General features: G+C 62.5%; 12 protein-coding genes. 7 read left to right on the forward strand and 5 right to left on the reverse strand.

Annotated elements, in window-relative coordinates:
• The 4 genes from O3299_RS27675 to rpsL form a co-directional block, all read right to left on the reverse strand.
• A partial coding sequence (locus O3299_RS27675; RefSeq protein WP_017452634.1) for a GTP-binding protein occupies positions 1–120 on the reverse strand: 120 nt, incomplete at its 3' end.
• A gap of 72 nt (positions 121–192) precedes the next feature.
• Positions 193–2,298 (reverse strand): elongation factor G, encoded by a 2,106-nt coding sequence (gene fusA / locus O3299_RS27680; RefSeq protein ID WP_077398827.1) that lies wholly within the window; start codon positions 2,296–2,298, stop codon positions 193–195.
• Positions 2,299–2,406: 108 nt separating this feature from the next.
• Positions 2,407–2,877, reverse strand: coding sequence for a 30S ribosomal protein S7 (rpsG, locus tag O3299_RS27685; RefSeq protein ID WP_010394377.1), 471 nt, complete (start codon positions 2,875–2,877; stop codon positions 2,407–2,409).
• A 152-nt stretch (positions 2,878–3,029) separates the two neighbouring features.
• The gene (gene rpsL, locus O3299_RS27690; RefSeq protein ID WP_010394376.1) at positions 3,030–3,413 is read right to left on the reverse strand and encodes a 30S ribosomal protein S12; all 384 of its coding nucleotides are present in this window, start codon (positions 3,411–3,413) and stop codon (positions 3,030–3,032) included.
• 425 nt (positions 3,414–3,838) lie between these two features.
• On the opposite strand from rpsL, the gene O3299_RS27695 reads away from it, so the two are divergent.
• A complete protein-coding gene (locus O3299_RS27695; protein WP_305063655.1) occupies positions 3,839–5,764 on the forward strand; it encodes a phosphoethanolamine transferase in 1,926 nt (641 codons plus the stop codon).
• 9 nt (positions 5,765–5,773) lie between these two features.
• On the opposite strand, the gene O3299_RS27700 is transcribed toward O3299_RS27695, so the two are convergent.
• Positions 5,774–7,339 carry a DNA mismatch repair protein MutS gene (locus O3299_RS27700; RefSeq protein ID WP_305063656.1) on the reverse strand — a complete coding sequence of 522 codons (1,566 nt, stop codon included), beginning with the start codon at positions 7,337–7,339 and terminating at the stop codon, positions 5,774–5,776.
• Positions 7,340–7,546: 207 nt separating this feature from the next.
• Between O3299_RS27700 and O3299_RS27705 the strand changes: the two genes are divergently transcribed.
• From O3299_RS27705 to O3299_RS27730, 6 genes are read left to right on the forward strand one after another with little or no spacing between them, the layout of a single operon-like run.
• Positions 7,547–8,812: an efflux RND transporter periplasmic adaptor subunit gene (locus O3299_RS27705; RefSeq protein ID WP_305063657.1), complete on the forward strand. Its 1,266-nt coding sequence runs from the start codon at positions 7,547–7,549 to the stop codon at positions 8,810–8,812.
• Positions 8,813–8,836: 24 nt separating this feature from the next.
• Entirely contained in the window at positions 8,837–9,550 is a 714-nt protein-coding gene (locus tag O3299_RS27710; RefSeq protein ID WP_099665745.1) for an ABC transporter ATP-binding protein, read from the forward strand.
• Positions 9,551–9,558: 8 nt separating this feature from the next.
• Positions 9,559–10,881 carry an ABC transporter permease gene (locus O3299_RS27715; protein ID WP_099665746.1) on the forward strand — a complete coding sequence of 441 codons (1,323 nt, stop codon included), beginning with the start codon at positions 9,559–9,561 and terminating at the stop codon, positions 10,879–10,881.
• A gap of 28 nt (positions 10,882–10,909) precedes the next feature.
• Positions 10,910–12,148 carry an ABC transporter permease gene (locus O3299_RS27720; protein ID WP_099665747.1) on the forward strand — a complete coding sequence of 413 codons (1,239 nt, stop codon included), beginning with the start codon at positions 10,910–10,912 and terminating at the stop codon, positions 12,146–12,148.
• A 28-nt stretch (positions 12,149–12,176) separates the two neighbouring features.
• Entirely contained in the window at positions 12,177–13,529 is a 1,353-nt protein-coding gene (locus O3299_RS27725) for a sigma-54 dependent transcriptional regulator (protein ID WP_099665748.1), read from the forward strand.
• Positions 13,529–14,860 (forward strand): PAS domain-containing sensor histidine kinase, encoded by a 1,332-nt coding sequence (locus O3299_RS27730; RefSeq protein WP_369812303.1) that lies wholly within the window; start codon positions 13,529–13,531, stop codon positions 14,858–14,860. Before O3299_RS27725 ends, O3299_RS27730 begins: the two co-directional genes overlap by 1 nt.
• Position 14,861: the final 1 nt, after the last annotated feature.

Here is a 14,861-nt window from a genome sequence, read left to right on the forward strand (position 1 = left end):
GAATTTCTTCGACAGAACCGTTGCGATTGCAGCGGTCAGCGTGGTTTTACCGTGGTCGACGTGGCCGATGGTGCCGACGTTGACGTGCGGCTTGGTCCGTTCGAATTTACCTTTTGCCATTTTATTCTTCCTTAGAACAATGATTTAAATGTAGGGACCGGCATTCTCGTGAAAGCCGGCCCGGAACTTCTATTACTTAGCTTTCGAGCTTACGATTGCTTCAGTCACATGCTTAGGTGCTTCAGCATAGTGCTTGAATTCCATCGTGTAAGTCGCACGACCTTGGGTCGACGAACGCAACGACGTAGCGTAGCCGAACATTTCCGACAGAGGCACTTCGGCCTTGATGATCTTGCCGCCACCGCCAGCAATTTCATCCATACCTTGCACCATGCCGCGACGCGACGACAGATCGCCCATCACGGTACCGGCGTAGTCTTCCGGCGTTTCCACTTCCACGGCCATCATCGGCTCCAGGATGACTGGCGATGCTTTGCGGCAGCCATCTTTGAATGCCATCGAAGCGGCCATGCGGAATGCATTTTCGTTCGAGTCAACATCATGGTACGAACCGAAGAACAGCGTGACTTTAACGTCAACGACTGGGTAGCCAGCCATCACGCCCGAAGTCAGCGTGTCGCGCACACCTTTTTCAACTGCAGGGATGTATTCGCGAGGAACGGTACCGCCCTTGATCGCGTCAACGAATTCAAAGCCCTTGCCCGGTTCTTGCGGTTCGATCTTCAGAACCACGTGACCGTATTGACCACGACCACCCGATTGCTTGACGAATTTGCCTTCCGACTCTTCGCACACTTTACGGATCGTTTCGCGGTAAGCCACTTGTGGCTTGCCGACGGTGGCTTCAACGTTGAATTCGCGCTTCATGCGGTCAACGATGATGTCCAGATGCAACTCGCCCATACCGGCGATGATGGTCTGGCCCGATTCTTCATCGGTACGCACGCGGAACGATGGATCTTCTGCTGCCAGACGGTTCAGCGCCAAGCCCATTTTTTCCTGATCGGCCTTGGTTTTTGGCTCAACCGCTTGCGAAATCACTGGCTCAGGGAAGACCATGCGCTCCAGAACCACGCTTGCCTTGTCGTCGCAAAGCGTATCGCCAGTGGTGGTGTCTTTCAGACCCACAACGGCGGCGATGTCGCCAGCGCGCATTTCCTTGATTTCTTCGCGTTCGTTCGCTTGCATCTGCACGATACGGCCGATACGCTCTTTCTTCTGCTTCACGGAGTTCAACACCGAGTCGCCCGAATTCAGGGTACCCGAGTAGCAACGGATGAAGCACAGCTGACCCACGAACGGATCGGTTGCGATCTTGAACGCCAGCGCCGAGAATTTCTCGTCGTCGTCAGCTTTACGCTCGACAGGCTGTTCATCTTCATCCAGACCAGGTACTGGCGGAATGTCGATTGGCGATGGCAGGTACTCGATGACCGCGTCCAACATGGCTTGTACGCCCTTGTTTTTAAAGGCGGTACCGCACAGCATTGGAACGATTTCGCTGGCAATGGTACGTTGACGCAGAGCAGCCTTGATCTCGGCTTCCGACAGGTCGCCTTCTTCCAGGTACTTGTTCATCAGGTCTTCCGACGCTTCAGCAGCGGCTTCAACCATGTTCTCGCGCCACTTGGCAGCATCAGCGGCCAGGTGTGCAGGGATGTCTTCGTATTCAAACTTCATGCCTTGCGAAGCGTCGTCCCAGATAACCGCTTTCATCTTGACCAGATCGATAACACCGGTGAAGACGTCTTCAGCGCCGATAGGCATCTGAATAGGTACTGGGTTGGCTTTCAGACGCGAACGCATCTGATCGTAGACCTTGAAGAAGTTGGCGCCGGTACGGTCCATCTTGTTCACGAAGGCCAGACGTGGCACTTTGTACTTGTTAGCCTGACGCCATACCGTTTCCGATTGTGGCTGCACGCCGCCGACTGCACAGTAAACCATGCAGGCGCCATCCAACACGCGCATCGAACGTTCCACTTCAATGGTGAAGTCAACGTGGCCTGGGGTGTCGATGATGTTGATGTGGTGAGCTGGGAAGTTGTTAGCCATGCCTTTCCAGAAGCACGTAACAGCAGCCGAGGTAATCGTGATACCGCGCTCTTGCTCTTGTGCCATCCAGTCGGTGGTGGCAGCGCCATCATGGACTTCGCCCAGCTTGTGGTTCACGCCTGTGTAGAACAGGACGCGCTCGGTCGTGGTCGTCTTACCTGCATCGATGTGAGCGGAGATACCGATATTACGATAGCGCTCAATGGGGGTCTTGCGGGCCATAATTAATCCTAAATGAATGGACAAAACCGAGCAGCATTTTTTTGCAAAAATGAGCCCGGCCTCGAACAACAGATGCTTGACAGCCGCCTTGCGGTAGCTGGCTTTATATTAGAAGCGGAAATGCGAGAACGCTTTGTTCGCTTCAGCCATACGATGGACTTCGTCGCGTTTTTTCATCGCGCCGCCGCGGCTTTCAGCCGCTTCCATCAGCTCACCGCCGAGGCGTTGTGGCATCGATTTTTCGCTGCGCTTGTTAGCAGCTTCACGCAACCAACGCATGGACAGAGCCATACGACGGACTGGGCGAACTTCGACCGGCACCTGGTAGTTTGCACCACCGACGCGACGGGATTTCACCTCAACCAACGGCTTGGCGTTGTTGATTGCGGTAGCAAAAACTTCGAGTGGATCTTTACCCGATTTTGCTGCGATGTGCTCGAAAGCACCGTAGATGATGTTTTCTGCAACCGATTTCTTACCGGACAGCATCAGCACGTTTACAAATTTAGCGACATCAGTGTTGCCGAATTTTGGATCTGGCAAAATTTCGCGCTTGGGTACTTCACGACGACGTGGCATATCAATTCCTTTCAATCTTCAGTTGAGCGCGCGTTCTTCGCACACTCGCGGACGACCATCATAGTCCTCCACTTACTCGACCAGATGCGGTCGACTACATTCACTTAGCTAGTTGCCACTGAGCGAAACTTGGGTTTGCTGCGTACAACCTATTACTTCTTGCCTGCTTTAGCGCGCTTGGTACCGTACTTCGAACGCGATTGCTTACGGTCTTTAACGCCTTGGGTATCCAGGGCACCGCGAACCATGTGGTAACGCACACCCGGCAAATCCTTAACGCGACCGCCGCGCAACAGCACAACACTATGCTCTTGCAGGTTATGGCCTTCACCGCCAATGTACGAAATGACTTCGAAACCATTGGTCAGACGAACTTTAGCGACTTTACGCAGAGCCGAGTTAGGCTTCTTTGGAGTCGTGGTGTAAACACGTGTGCAGACGCCACGTTTTTGCGGGCTGTTTTCCAGCGCCGGCGATTTGCTCTTCACGGTCAAAGCGACGCGTGGATTGCGAATCAATTGATTGATGGTTGGCATCGTTATAAATCCAACAAAAAACTACGATTAATAACCCGGGCAAGATGCCCGGCGACTAAAACCTCGTCCCGCTTTCATCTACTGCGCACCGGAGGCGCCCGCAGCCACTCGATAAGGAGCGGCCATGAAATGCCAAGCAATACGTAAACGATGAGCAGAATAAAATCGAGAACTCGCTAGTTTAGACCTTGTGTTACAGGGGGTCAATCAGTTTACCGCTTTTTGCTATAAAAAAAGGCAAAAAAGCGGCACTTTTGTGGCATTTTGACTAATCTTTGGGGGCGGCGCGCGGGCGCCGGCACCTCGCAGCGCTTGATGATTTGGCATTCTTTCTCTACAACCAAGCATCGGGGCCACACATTCTTGTATGACCGCAAGACAACAAAAGGATTGATAATAGCGGACATTTTTCGCTGCCCTCCTTTATGCGCCCCTTGCTTCGCCCCGCCAATCTGTTCCTGCTGCTGACCTACGCCTTGCTGACGGCCGTGCCCTTCATCCCCGCGCTGCTGGGACGTGCGCCCGAGCATCCCTGGCAGATGCTCACGTTCGAACTGCTGGCCTGGCTGGCCGTCTGGAGCGTGTTCAAGCGCCCCGCATATTTCCACTGGCTGCTGGTGCCCGCCTTCCTGGCCCTGCCGACGGAAATCTACCTGTTCATCTTCTATGGCCAGGGCATTTCCACGCACCACCTGGGTATCATCTTCGAAACCAGCCCCAAGGAAGCGATGGAATTCCTCGGGCAAAAAGTATGGCTGATGGGCGCCGTCATGCTGAGCGTGATCGCCTGGTGCGCTGCCAGTTGGTTTGCGGCCGCGCGCACGCGCGACCTCGACTGGCGCGGCAAGACGCGCCCGGCCGCCTTCGTGCTGTTGCTCCTGCTGGGCGGCTTCTGGTGGTATGGCTACGAATTCGGTTTCGACGCCAAAGTCCTGCACAGCGCCCCAGCATCGGCCAAGGCCGGCAACTCGGCGGCCAGCGGCAAGGCGGGCGCCTCCGGCTTCGGCGACGCCAGCTCGGCCGATGACGAAACGGCCGAGGAAGACGAGGAAAGCAGCAAGCCGGAGAACGCCAGCATCGCCGGCGCCGACGAGACGGGCCTGGGTTGGCCCAGCCTGCCTCACTGGGCGCGCCTGCCCTACGCCTTCGACACCGTCAGCAATTCCTGGCCCTTCGGCCTGGCCGCGCGCGGCTTCGATTTCTACAAGGAACGCAAATACCTGGCCGAACTGGGACAGAAAAGCAGCAGCTTCCGTTTCGGCGCGCACCAGCAACAGCCCGATCCCCATCCGGAAGTGGTGGTCATGGTGATCGGCGAATCGTCGCGCTACGACCGCTGGAGCCTGAACGGTTACGAGCGCGACACCAATCCCCTGCTGAAGCAGGAAGCCAACCTGGTGCCGCTGGCCGACGTCATCACGGCCGTTTCCGCCACGCGCCTGTCCGTGCCCGTCATCATCTCGCGCAAGCCGGCCACGCAAAGCCTCAAGGATGGCTTCTCGGAGAAATCCTTCCTCACCGCCTACAAGGAAGCGGGCTTCAAGACCTACTGGCTGTCGAACCAGATTTCGTTCGGCCAGTTCGACACGCCCGTGTCCGTCTTTGCCAAGGAAGCGGACGTAGTGCAATTCCTGAACCTGGGCGGCTTTACCAACAATTCAAACTTCGACCAGATCCTGTTCGACCCGTTCAAGAACGCGCTGGCCGACCCGGCGCCGAAAAAACTCATCGTGCTGCACACCCTGGGCAGCCACTGGAACTACAGCCAGCGCTATCCGAAAGCGTTCGACAAGTGGCAACCGTCGCTGTTCGGCGTCGACAAGCCCGTCTACACGGACACGGCCATCAAGCCGCAGCTGAACAACAGCTACGACAGTTCCATCCTGTACACGGACTGGTTCCTGTCGAACGTGATCGGCATGCTGAAGGACGATGGCCAGCGCACCGCCCTGCGCAGCTCTCTCGTCTATGTGGCCGACCATGGCCAGACCCTGTACGACGGCACCTGCCGCCTGGCCTTCCACGGCCACAACACACAGTTCGAATTCCACGTGCCCGCCTTCGTCTGGTACTCGCCGCAATTCCAGCGGCACTATCCGGACAAGGTGACACAGCTGCAGCGCCATCAAAAGGCGCGCCTGTCGACGGAAAACATGTTCCATACGCTGCTCGACCTGGGCGACATCCGCTTCGCCGGCGAACAGCCAGAGTGGAGCATCGCCAGCCCCCGCTTCAAGCAGCACAAGCGCTACGTCGACAGCTACGGCTGGACCAACTACGACAACGCCATCATCCGCGGCGATTGCCGCGAAGTGATCGACAAGAGCACGCCGGAAAAGCAGGACAAATAAGCGCGGCCATCAGGCCCGTTCGAGCACGCCGCCGCAATCGGCCGGCTGCGCCATGTGCGTGCTGAGCCAGTCGAAGACGCGCCCGGCCTTGTCTGCGATACCGGCGTCAAAGCCGCGCTGCGCCAGCAGGGCGATGCCATTCGTGGCCTGCAGCACGCCCGGCGCCAGCAGCAGCGCGCCGGCGTCATCGCGGCCCACGCACCACGGCGCCAGACAGTCTTCCAGCAGCGGCCCCAATACCAGATTGTGCGACGAGACGATCACCAGGTGGCGCGCGGCCAGGGAATGCAGCACGGCAGCGGCCGCCGCCACGGATTCGAGGTGGTTCGTGCCGCGGAAGATTTCATCGATCAGGAACAGCGCCGGCGCGCCCTCCCCGGCCAGCGCCAGCAATTCGCGCGCGCGCCGCAATTCGGCAATGTACAAACTTTCACCGCCATCGAGCGAGTCTTCATTCTGCATGCTCGAATACAGGGGCAGCATGGGCACCCGGGCCGCCTGCGCATAGCAAAAGCCGAAGGCGCGCGCACTGATCAGATTGAGCCCCACGCCACGCAGCAGGGTACTTTTGCCCACCGCATTCTGCCCCGAAATGAAGGCGCCGCGGCCATCGAGCCGCAGCGACAGCGGCTTGGCGCCGTCCAGCAGCGGATGCACCATCGCGTCGAGCGACAATTGGCGCGCATCGCTTTCCTGCGCCCAGCAAAACTGCGCGCGGCCGCGCAGGTGGCGCGCCAGGGCCAGGTCTGCTTCCAGCTGGGCCACCCGGGTAAAGCTGTCGCGCAAAAAGGGCAGCTGCTGCGCCACCAGCTGGCGCGTGCGGAAATAGCGCTTGACGTTTTTCAGCAGGAGCCAGTCGCCATATTCGACCAGCAGCGTATCGATGAAGGGCACGTAATGCAGCAGCGAGCGCTCGATGGCGCGCGTCAGCTTGGCCGCCTGCGCGCTGCCGGCAGCCAATGGCAAGGCTGCCGGTACATCGAGCCGCACCAGCGCGGCACGGGTTTTCAGCAGATGGCGCAAGGTATCGAGCGTGCGTTCCCATAGCTTGGCGCTTTCGTAAAAACGCACCTGCACGGTCATCAGCGCAACACAGGCGGCCAGCACGCCGAACAGGGCCGGCCACCCCATCAGCCAGGTAGCGGCGATGGCCAGCAACAAGGCCAGCGGCACCAGCCAGAGCCAGGCGCGCCACCAGGGCGCCGGCGCCAGCGCCGCACCAAACAGGGTTGCGCACACTTCCTTATCAGCCTGACGCAAGGGCAGGCAGGCGCGCTGCAGGCTGGCCGCCTGGGCCGGATCGTCCAGCAATCGCCGGACGCGCGCAATGGAGGCAGGATCAGCCTGGCCGCCGCTCAGACGCCGGTGCAGCTCCTGCTGGCCGAAGATACTGGTCTCGCGCGCCAACTGCGCCGCATACTGGTCGAGCAGCAGCTCGTTCCAGGTCTGCTCATCCAGCGCTGGCGCCTCGCCCGCCAGCCGCTGCAGCATTGCCACGTCGCTGCGCGCAAAAGGATAATCGAGCGCCGGCGCGAAGACACGGGCAGGGAAAAGTTGCTGGAGGAACGGATGCATGGCGCCTGTGGAGGAGTCTATGAAAGGTATGTTCCCGCAGATGCAGGCGATTGCCAATTTATCAAGTGCAACCTGCGCGGACGGACATGCTGGACAACGCGGACACGGCGGACAGCCGGACGCCAAATATTTTCCCCATTCAAATCAACGACTTAACAACTGGCACGGATCGTGCATTGAGAAAGGTATCCTTCACGAGACCTGACCATGATCCGCGATACTTCCTCCCAAGACGCCGTCCTGTCCGCCCCGCCGGGCCAGCGCCACAAGAAACGCGCCCTGCTGCTGGCCGCCGCCGCCGTCGTCATCGGCGCCGCCATCGCTGCCGTAGCCGGCTGGCGCAACAGCGAACATTCCGTCAATGCCGACCGCCTGCGCATCGCCGACGTCACGCGCGGCACCCTGATCCGCGACGCCGCCGTGAACGGACGCGTGGTGGCCGCCATCAGCCCCACGCTGTATTCGACCACCGTGGCCACCGTCACGCTGAAAGCGAAGGCCGGCGACACCGTCAAGAAGGGCGACATCCTGGCCGTGCTGGAGTCGCCCGACCTGTCGGACGCGCTGAAACGCGAGCAGTCGAGCGTGCAGCAGCTGGAAGCGGAAGTGGCGCGCCAGCAGATCCTGGCCAAGAAACAGAAACTGCTGGCCCGGCGCGAAGCGGACACGGCGGAAATCGAGCGCCTGTCCGCCCAGCGCACGCTGGAGCGCTATGAAAGCGTGGCGCAGGTGGGCATCATCGCCAAGATCGATTACCAGAAGGCCAAGGATGCCTTGAATTCCGCCGAGATCCGCAGCAAGCACGCTTCGCAGGCGGCGGGCCTGGAAGGCGAGGACGTGACCCTGGCGCTGAAGACCCGGGTCAACGAACTGGAACGCCAGCGCCTGAGCCGCGACAACGCCCAGCGCAGGGTCGACGAGCTGACCGTGCGCGCGCCCGTCAATGGCTTCATCGGCACGCTGTCGGTGGCCAACCGCAGCGTGGTGCAGGCCAACACGGCCCTGATGACCCTGGTCGACCTGTCGCAGCTGGAAGTGGAGCTGGAAGTACCGGAAACGTATGTGGCCGACATCGGCCTGGGCATGAGCGCCGAGATCGAAACGGGCGCCATCCGCGCCTCCGGCAAGCTGTCGGCGCTGTCGCCCGAAGTGGTCAAGAACCAGGTGCTGGCGCGCGTGCGCTTCAACGGCGAACAGCCGGCCGGCCTGCGCCAGAACCAGCGCGTCTCGGCACGCCTGTTGATCGACGAGCGGCCCAATGTGCTGATGCTGGCGCGCGGGTCCTTCGTCGAAGCCGAAGGCGGACGCTTTGCCTACGTGGTGCGCGATGGCGTGGCCGTGCGCACGCCCATCAAGCTGGGCGCCACCAGCATCTCGGCCGTCGAGATTCTGGGGGGCCTGAAGCTGGGCGACAAGGTGGTGGTCGCCGGTACGGAAAATTTCGCGAACGCGGCCCGCGTCGCACTCAATTAATTTCAGTCAACAAGGAGGCTTCCCATGCTGCGCATGCAAAACCTGAGCAAGATCTACCGCACCCACATGATCGAAACGCACGCGCTGCGCGGCTTCGAGATCCACGTTCGCCAGGGCGAATTCGTCACCGTCACGGGACCATCCGGCTCCGGCAAGACAAGCTTCCTGAACATCGCCGGGCTGCTCGAGGAATTCACCGATGGCGAATACATCCTCGACGGCGTCAACGTCAAGGGCATGGACGATAATGCCCGCTCGCGCCTGCGCAATGAAAAACTGGGCTTCATCTTCCAGGGTTTCAACCTGATTCCCGACCTGTCGCTGTTCGACAATGTCGACGTGCCGCTGCGCTACCGGGGCTTCAACAGCGCCGAGCGCCGCGAACGCATCGAGGATGCGCTGGCCAAGGTGGGACTGGCCTCGCGCATGAAGCATTATCCGGCCGAACTGTCGGGCGGGCAGCAACAACGCGTGGCGATCGCACGCGCGCTGGCCGGCTCGCCGAAACTGCTGCTGGCCGATGAACCGACGGGCAACCTGGACACGCAGATGGCGCGCGGCGTGATGGAACTGCTGGAGGACATCAACGCGCAAGGCACGACCATCCTGATGGTGACGCACGATCCGGAACTGGCGCTGCGTTCGCAACGCAACGTGCACATCATCGACGGCCAGGTGTCGGACCTGGTGCAGCATGGCGCCACGCTGTCGGCCAGGCCACAGCACGCGACCGCCTAGGAGCCGCCATGTTCCACTACTATTTCAAGCTGGGCCTGCGCAACCTGCGCCGCAATCCCGCCCTGACGGCATTGATGGTGCTGACCCTGGCTGTCGGCGTGGCCGCCAGCGTGGCCACCGTGACCATCCTGCACGCCATGTCGGGCGACCCCTTGCCGCACAAGAGCGACCGCATGTTCGTGCCGATGATCGACGTAGTTCCCTTGAAAGGCTATACGCCGGGCACCAAGCCCAGCTTCGGCCAGGCACAACTCGCCTATACCGATGCGAAGAACTTCATGGCCAGCAAGATAGGCATCCGCCGCAGCGTCATGTACGGCGTGGCCGGCCCCGTGGAACCGGCGCGCAGGGACCTCGGCGCCTTCCGGGCCCAGGGCCTGGCTCCCACACGCGATTTCTTTGCCATGTTTGAAGTGCCCTTCCTGTATGGCCAGCCATGGAGCGAAGCCGACGACGACAGCGGCGCCGACGTCATCGTCCTGAGCCGCGCCCTGGCGGAAAAGCTGCTGGGCACAGTCAATCCCGTGGGCCAGCGCGTGACGGTGCTGGGACGTCCCTATCTGGTCAGCGGCGTGCTCGCTCAGTGGGACCCCGTGCCGCGCGTGCACCGCATCATCGGCAGCAAGGGTGCTTTCGGCACGGAGGATGAATTCTTCATTCCGTTTGCCAGCGCCATTCGCCACGAAACGGGGCATGACGGCGGCATGGCCTGCAGCGGCGTCGAGCGCAGCCCCGGTTACCAGGGCATCCTGGCATCGGACTGCACCTGGCTGCAATTCTGGTTCGAAATGGCCAGCGCCGGCGAACGCAGCGACCTGCAGGCTTATCTCGACAGCTATGCGGCCGAACAGCGCAAGCTGGGCCGCATGCCGCGCCATGCTCCCAACATGCTGTACGACGTCAGGCAGTGGCTCGATTTCCTGAACGTTGTCGACAACGACAACAAGCTGGCCACCTGGCTGGCCTTCGGCTTCCTGCTGCTCTGCCTGGTCAACACCATCGGCCTGCTGCTGGCCAAGTTCTCCGTGCGGGCGGCGGAAGTCGGCATCCGCCGTGCGCTGGGCGCCACGCAGCGCGACATCTTCCGCCAGTTCCTCATTGAGACAGGCGTCATCGGGCTGGCCGGCGGCGTGCTGGGCCTGTTGCTGGCCTATGCCGCCCTGGCCGTGGTGAGTTCGCAGTCGAAAGAGCTGGGCACCGTGGCGCACCTGGATGTCCCGATGCTACTGCTGACGTTTGCCGTTTCCGTACTGGCGGCCTTGCTCGCAGGGCTGTTGCCCACCTGGCGCGCCTGCCAGGTCACGCCGGCCATGCAGCTCAAATCCCAATGACACCCACCTTTTCACAATGAGGCCCAACATGGAAATCCGCCCCATCCTGTCGGCGCTGATGCGCAACAAGACCGGCGCCGTGCTCGTCGCCGTGCAAGTCGCCATCAGCCTCGCCATCCTGGCCAACGCCTTGTACATCGTCAACCTGCGCCAGGCCATCGCCGCCCGTCCCACCGGCGTGGTAGCCGAAAACGACATCTTCTATGTCAAAGTCCAGAGCATGGACAAAGGCAGCCCGCAACGCCAGATAGCCGAGCAGAAGCGCCAGGCCGCGATACTGCGCGCCCTGCCGGGCGTGGTCTCCGTGGCGCAAACCACGCAGGCGGTTCTGTCGCGCTCCGGCAGCAGCACCAACGTCGCGGCCAAACGCGGACAGGCCGCGGCCAGCGCCAGCACCTCGATGTACGTCACGCCCGATTCGCTGGTCAAGACATATGGATTGAAGCTGGTGGAAGGGCGCGATTTCCATGCCGACGAGGTCCCGGAAATCAATGAAGACGTCGATGAAAGCTTCCCCAAGGTGGTGATCGTGACGCGCGCCGCGGCGCAAAAGATCTGGCCCGGCGAAACCAGCTTTGTCGGCAAACCCCTGTTCAATGGCACCGGCGACAACGATGACGAGATGCGCGTGATCGGCGTGGTGGAACGGCTGCAGACCCAGGTCGGCCAGGTCGGCGCCCAGGGCGAGTATTCGATCATCCTGCCGGCGCGCCTGACGGGCGGGCGCGATTCGCTGCTATTTGCCGTGCGGGCAGAACCAGGCCAGCGCGACCGCCTGATGAAAGAGGCGGAACAAGCGATCCGCAAGTCCAGCAGCGAGCGCCTGCTGGTGCGCACGGATACCCTGGAACAGCACCGCAAAGCACGTTATCTGGCCGACCGGGGCTTGTCCTGGATGCTCATCGCCGTCAGCACCCTGCTGCTGCTGGTGACGGCCAGCGGCATCGTCGGCATCGCCAGCCTGTGGGTCTCGCAGCGGCGCAAGCAGATCGGCGTGCGGCGCGCGCTCGGCGCGCGCCGCATCGACATCCTGCGCTATTTCCTGACCGAGAATTTCATGATCACCAGCGTCGGCGTGGCATGCGGCGTGCTGCTGGCATTGGGCTTGAACCAGCTGCTGGTAAGCCAGCTGGAAATGGCGCGCCTGCCGCCCGGCTATCTGCTGGCCGGTGCGCTGGTGTTCTGGCTGCTGGGCGTGGGCGCCGTGTACGGTCCGGCATGGCGCGCGGCCAGTATTTCGCCGGCCACTGCCACCCGCAGTACCTGAGCCGGCACCTGAGTGATATGCTGCGCGCATGCCTACCGTACTGATTATTGACGACAATGCCGCCGTGGCCATCGCACTCGACGTGCTGTTCTCCCTGCACGAGATCGACGCCGTGCGCGCCGCCTCGCCCGAGGAAGGCCTGCAGCTGCTCGAGCGCCACGCCATCGACCTGGTGGTGCAGGACATGAACTTCACGGCCGACACCACCTCGGGCGAGGAAGGCAGCGCGCTGTTCCACGCCATCCGCGCGCGCTACCCGGACCTGCCCGTGGTCCTGCTGACAGCCTGGACGCAGCTCGACGCGGCCGTTGACCTGATCAAGTCCGGCGCGGCCGACTACCTGGCCAAGCCATGGGACGACCGGCGCCTGATCGCCAGCGTGCAAAACCTGCTGGAGCTGGGACAAGCCAACCGCGCGCTGCGCCAGCGCGTGGTGGCCGAGCAGCGCCAGCGCCACGCGCTGGAACACGACTTCGACTTGCGCGGCATGGTGTGGCAAGACCCGGCCACCGAACGCGTGGTGCACCTGGCGTGCCAGGTGGCGCGCGCCGACGTGCCCGTGCTCATTTCGGGGCCGAACGGCAGCGGCAAGGAACGCATCGCCGCCATCGTGCAAGCCAATTCCCAGGTCGCCAGCGGTCCTTTCGTGGTGCTCAATTGCGGTGCCGTGCCGGTGGACCTGATCGAGGCGGAACTGTTCGGTGCCGAGGCCGGCGCGTACACGGGCATCACCCGCGCGCGCGACGGCAAGTTCGATGCGGCCGACGGCGGCACGCTGTTCCTCGACGAGATAGGCAACCTGCCGCTGGCCGGGCAAATGAAGCTGCTGCGCGTGCTGGAAACGGGACGCTTCGAGCGCCTCGGTTCGAACCGCGAGCGGCAGGTGAAAGTGCGCGTCATCAGCGCCAGTAACGCCGACCTGCCGGCGATGATCAAGGCCGGCACGTTCCGCGAAGACCTGTTTTACCGCCTGAACGTGATCGAACTGCGCCTGCCGCCGCTGGCCCAGCGCCCGCTTGACATCCTGGTACTGGCGCGGCATTTCCTGGGCAGCGAGAAAACGCTCGATGCGCAGGCGCAGGCGACCCTGCTGGCCCATGGCTGGCCGGGCAATGTGCGCGAACTGAAAAACGTCATGCAGCGCGCCAGCCTGCTGACGGCAGGTCCAGTGATCCGCGCGCAGGAGACGGGCTTGCCGCTGGCAGGCGTGCCATCGCTGCGCGCGCCGCAGGATGGCGCCGCGACGGAGCCAGACCGCGACAGCGTCACCGCGGCGCTGGCGCGCGCGCAAGGCGTGGTGGCGCAGGCGGCGCAGGAACTGGGGCTGTCGCGCCAGGCGCTGTACCGGCGCATGGAACGCCTGGGCATCGCGCGCGGCTGATGGCAAACCGCCCCATGCGCCTCTCCCTGCTCACGCGCTGGACGGCGCTGATCGTTACCTTGCTGGTGCTGGGCATCGTCATCGCCCTGCTGCTCGCGCATTTTTTACCCGACCAGCCGCTGCTGGTGCTGGCAGGTACCCTGCTGTGCGTGTTGCCGGTCGCCGTCATTACCATCCGCGCGCAGCTGCAGGCGATGCTGTCGCTGTTTCGCGCCCTGAGCGGCACGGTCGCCAGCTACCAGGACGGCGACTTCGGCTTCAGCTTGCGCTGGCCGCAAAACGATGAACTGGCCGACCTGGTGGCGGCCCACAATGCGCTCGGCGACGTGCTGCGCAAGCAGCGCCTGGACCTGGTGCAGCGCGAACTGCTGCTCGACACCATGGTGCAAAACACGCCGGTGGCCATGCTGCTGGTGGCCGAGGGCAGCGCCATCGTCTACGCCAACCTGGCCGCGCGCCAGCTGCTGCACCATGGCCGCCGGCTCGAAGGGCATCACCTGGCCGACATCGTGCAGCAGGCGGCACCGGCCCTGGCCGAGGCGCTCGCGCGCCGCAACGACGGCCTGTTTACCAGCGGCGAGGGGGAACAGGAAGAGGTGTATCACCTGGCGCGGCGCAGCTTCAGCCTGAACGGGCGCAAGCACGAACTGCTGCTGTTGCGCCAGCTGACACTGGAACTGCGCCGCCAGGAAGTGCAGACCTGGAAAAAAGTCATCCGCGTCATCAGCCATGAACTCAACAACTCGCTGGCGCCGCTGGCCTCGCTGGCCCATTCCGGTGCCGAACTGGTACGCCGCGGCCAGACGGAACGCCTGCCGCAAATCCTCGCCACCATCGAAGAGCGCACGCGCCACCTGGAAACCTTCATCCTCGGCTATGCGCGCTTTGCCAAGATGCCCGCGCCGCGCCTTGCGCCGTGCGAGTGGCAGCCTTTCCTCGATGGCCTGGCCTCGCAGGCGGCCTTCAGGCTCGACTGCCCGCCGCCCGCGCAGGCGGCCGTGTTCGATGCGGCGCAAATGCAGCAGGCACTGCTCAACCTGCTCAAGAATGCGCTGGAATCGGGCTCGCGGGAAGAGCACATCGGCCTGCACGTCAGCCTGGCGCAAGGGCAGTTGCGCATCGAAGTGCGCGACCGCGGCCCGGGCATGAGCGGCGCCGTGCTGGAAAACGCGCTGGTGCCGTTTTATTCCACCAAGCGCAGCGGCACGGGACTTGGCCTGGCGCTGGCGCGCGAAATCGCCGAAGCCCATGGCGGGCGCATCACGCTGGCCAACCGCGAGGACGGCGGCCTGGCGGTAACTCTAATTCTTCCCTTGCTGGACAGAAATTAGT

Origin of the sequence: Janthinobacterium sp. SUN176 (assembly GCF_030587335.1) — a bacterium.
Lineage (GTDB): Bacteria > Pseudomonadota > Gammaproteobacteria > Burkholderiales > Burkholderiaceae_D > Janthinobacterium > Janthinobacterium kumbetense.

Excerpts from the sequence above, each read along its gene's own strand:
- fusA (WP_077398827.1), bottom strand. The coding sequence starts at position 2,298 with ATGGCCCGCAAGACCCCCATTGAGCGCTATCGTAATATCGGTATCTCC.
- rpsG (WP_010394377.1), bottom strand. The coding sequence starts at position 2,877 with ATGCCACGTCGTCGTGAAGTACCCAAGCGCGAAATTTTGCCAGATCCA.
- rpsL (WP_010394376.1), bottom strand. The coding sequence starts at position 3,413 with ATGCCAACCATCAATCAATTGATTCGCAATCCACGCGTCGCTTTGACC.
- O3299_RS27695 (WP_305063655.1), top strand. The coding sequence starts at position 3,839 with ATGCGCCCCTTGCTTCGCCCCGCCAATCTGTTCCTGCTGCTGACCTAC.
- O3299_RS27700 (WP_305063656.1), bottom strand. The coding sequence starts at position 7,339 with ATGCATCCGTTCCTCCAGCAACTTTTCCCTGCCCGTGTCTTCGCGCCG.
- O3299_RS27705 (WP_305063657.1), top strand. The coding sequence starts at position 7,547 with ATGATCCGCGATACTTCCTCCCAAGACGCCGTCCTGTCCGCCCCGCCG.
- O3299_RS27710 (WP_099665745.1), top strand. The coding sequence starts at position 8,837 with ATGCTGCGCATGCAAAACCTGAGCAAGATCTACCGCACCCACATGATC.
- O3299_RS27715 (WP_099665746.1), top strand. The coding sequence starts at position 9,559 with ATGTTCCACTACTATTTCAAGCTGGGCCTGCGCAACCTGCGCCGCAAT.
- O3299_RS27720 (WP_099665747.1), top strand. The coding sequence starts at position 10,910 with ATGGAAATCCGCCCCATCCTGTCGGCGCTGATGCGCAACAAGACCGGC.
- O3299_RS27725 (WP_099665748.1), top strand. The coding sequence starts at position 12,177 with ATGCCTACCGTACTGATTATTGACGACAATGCCGCCGTGGCCATCGCA.
- O3299_RS27730 (WP_369812303.1), top strand. The coding sequence starts at position 13,529 with ATGGCAAACCGCCCCATGCGCCTCTCCCTGCTCACGCGCTGGACGGCG.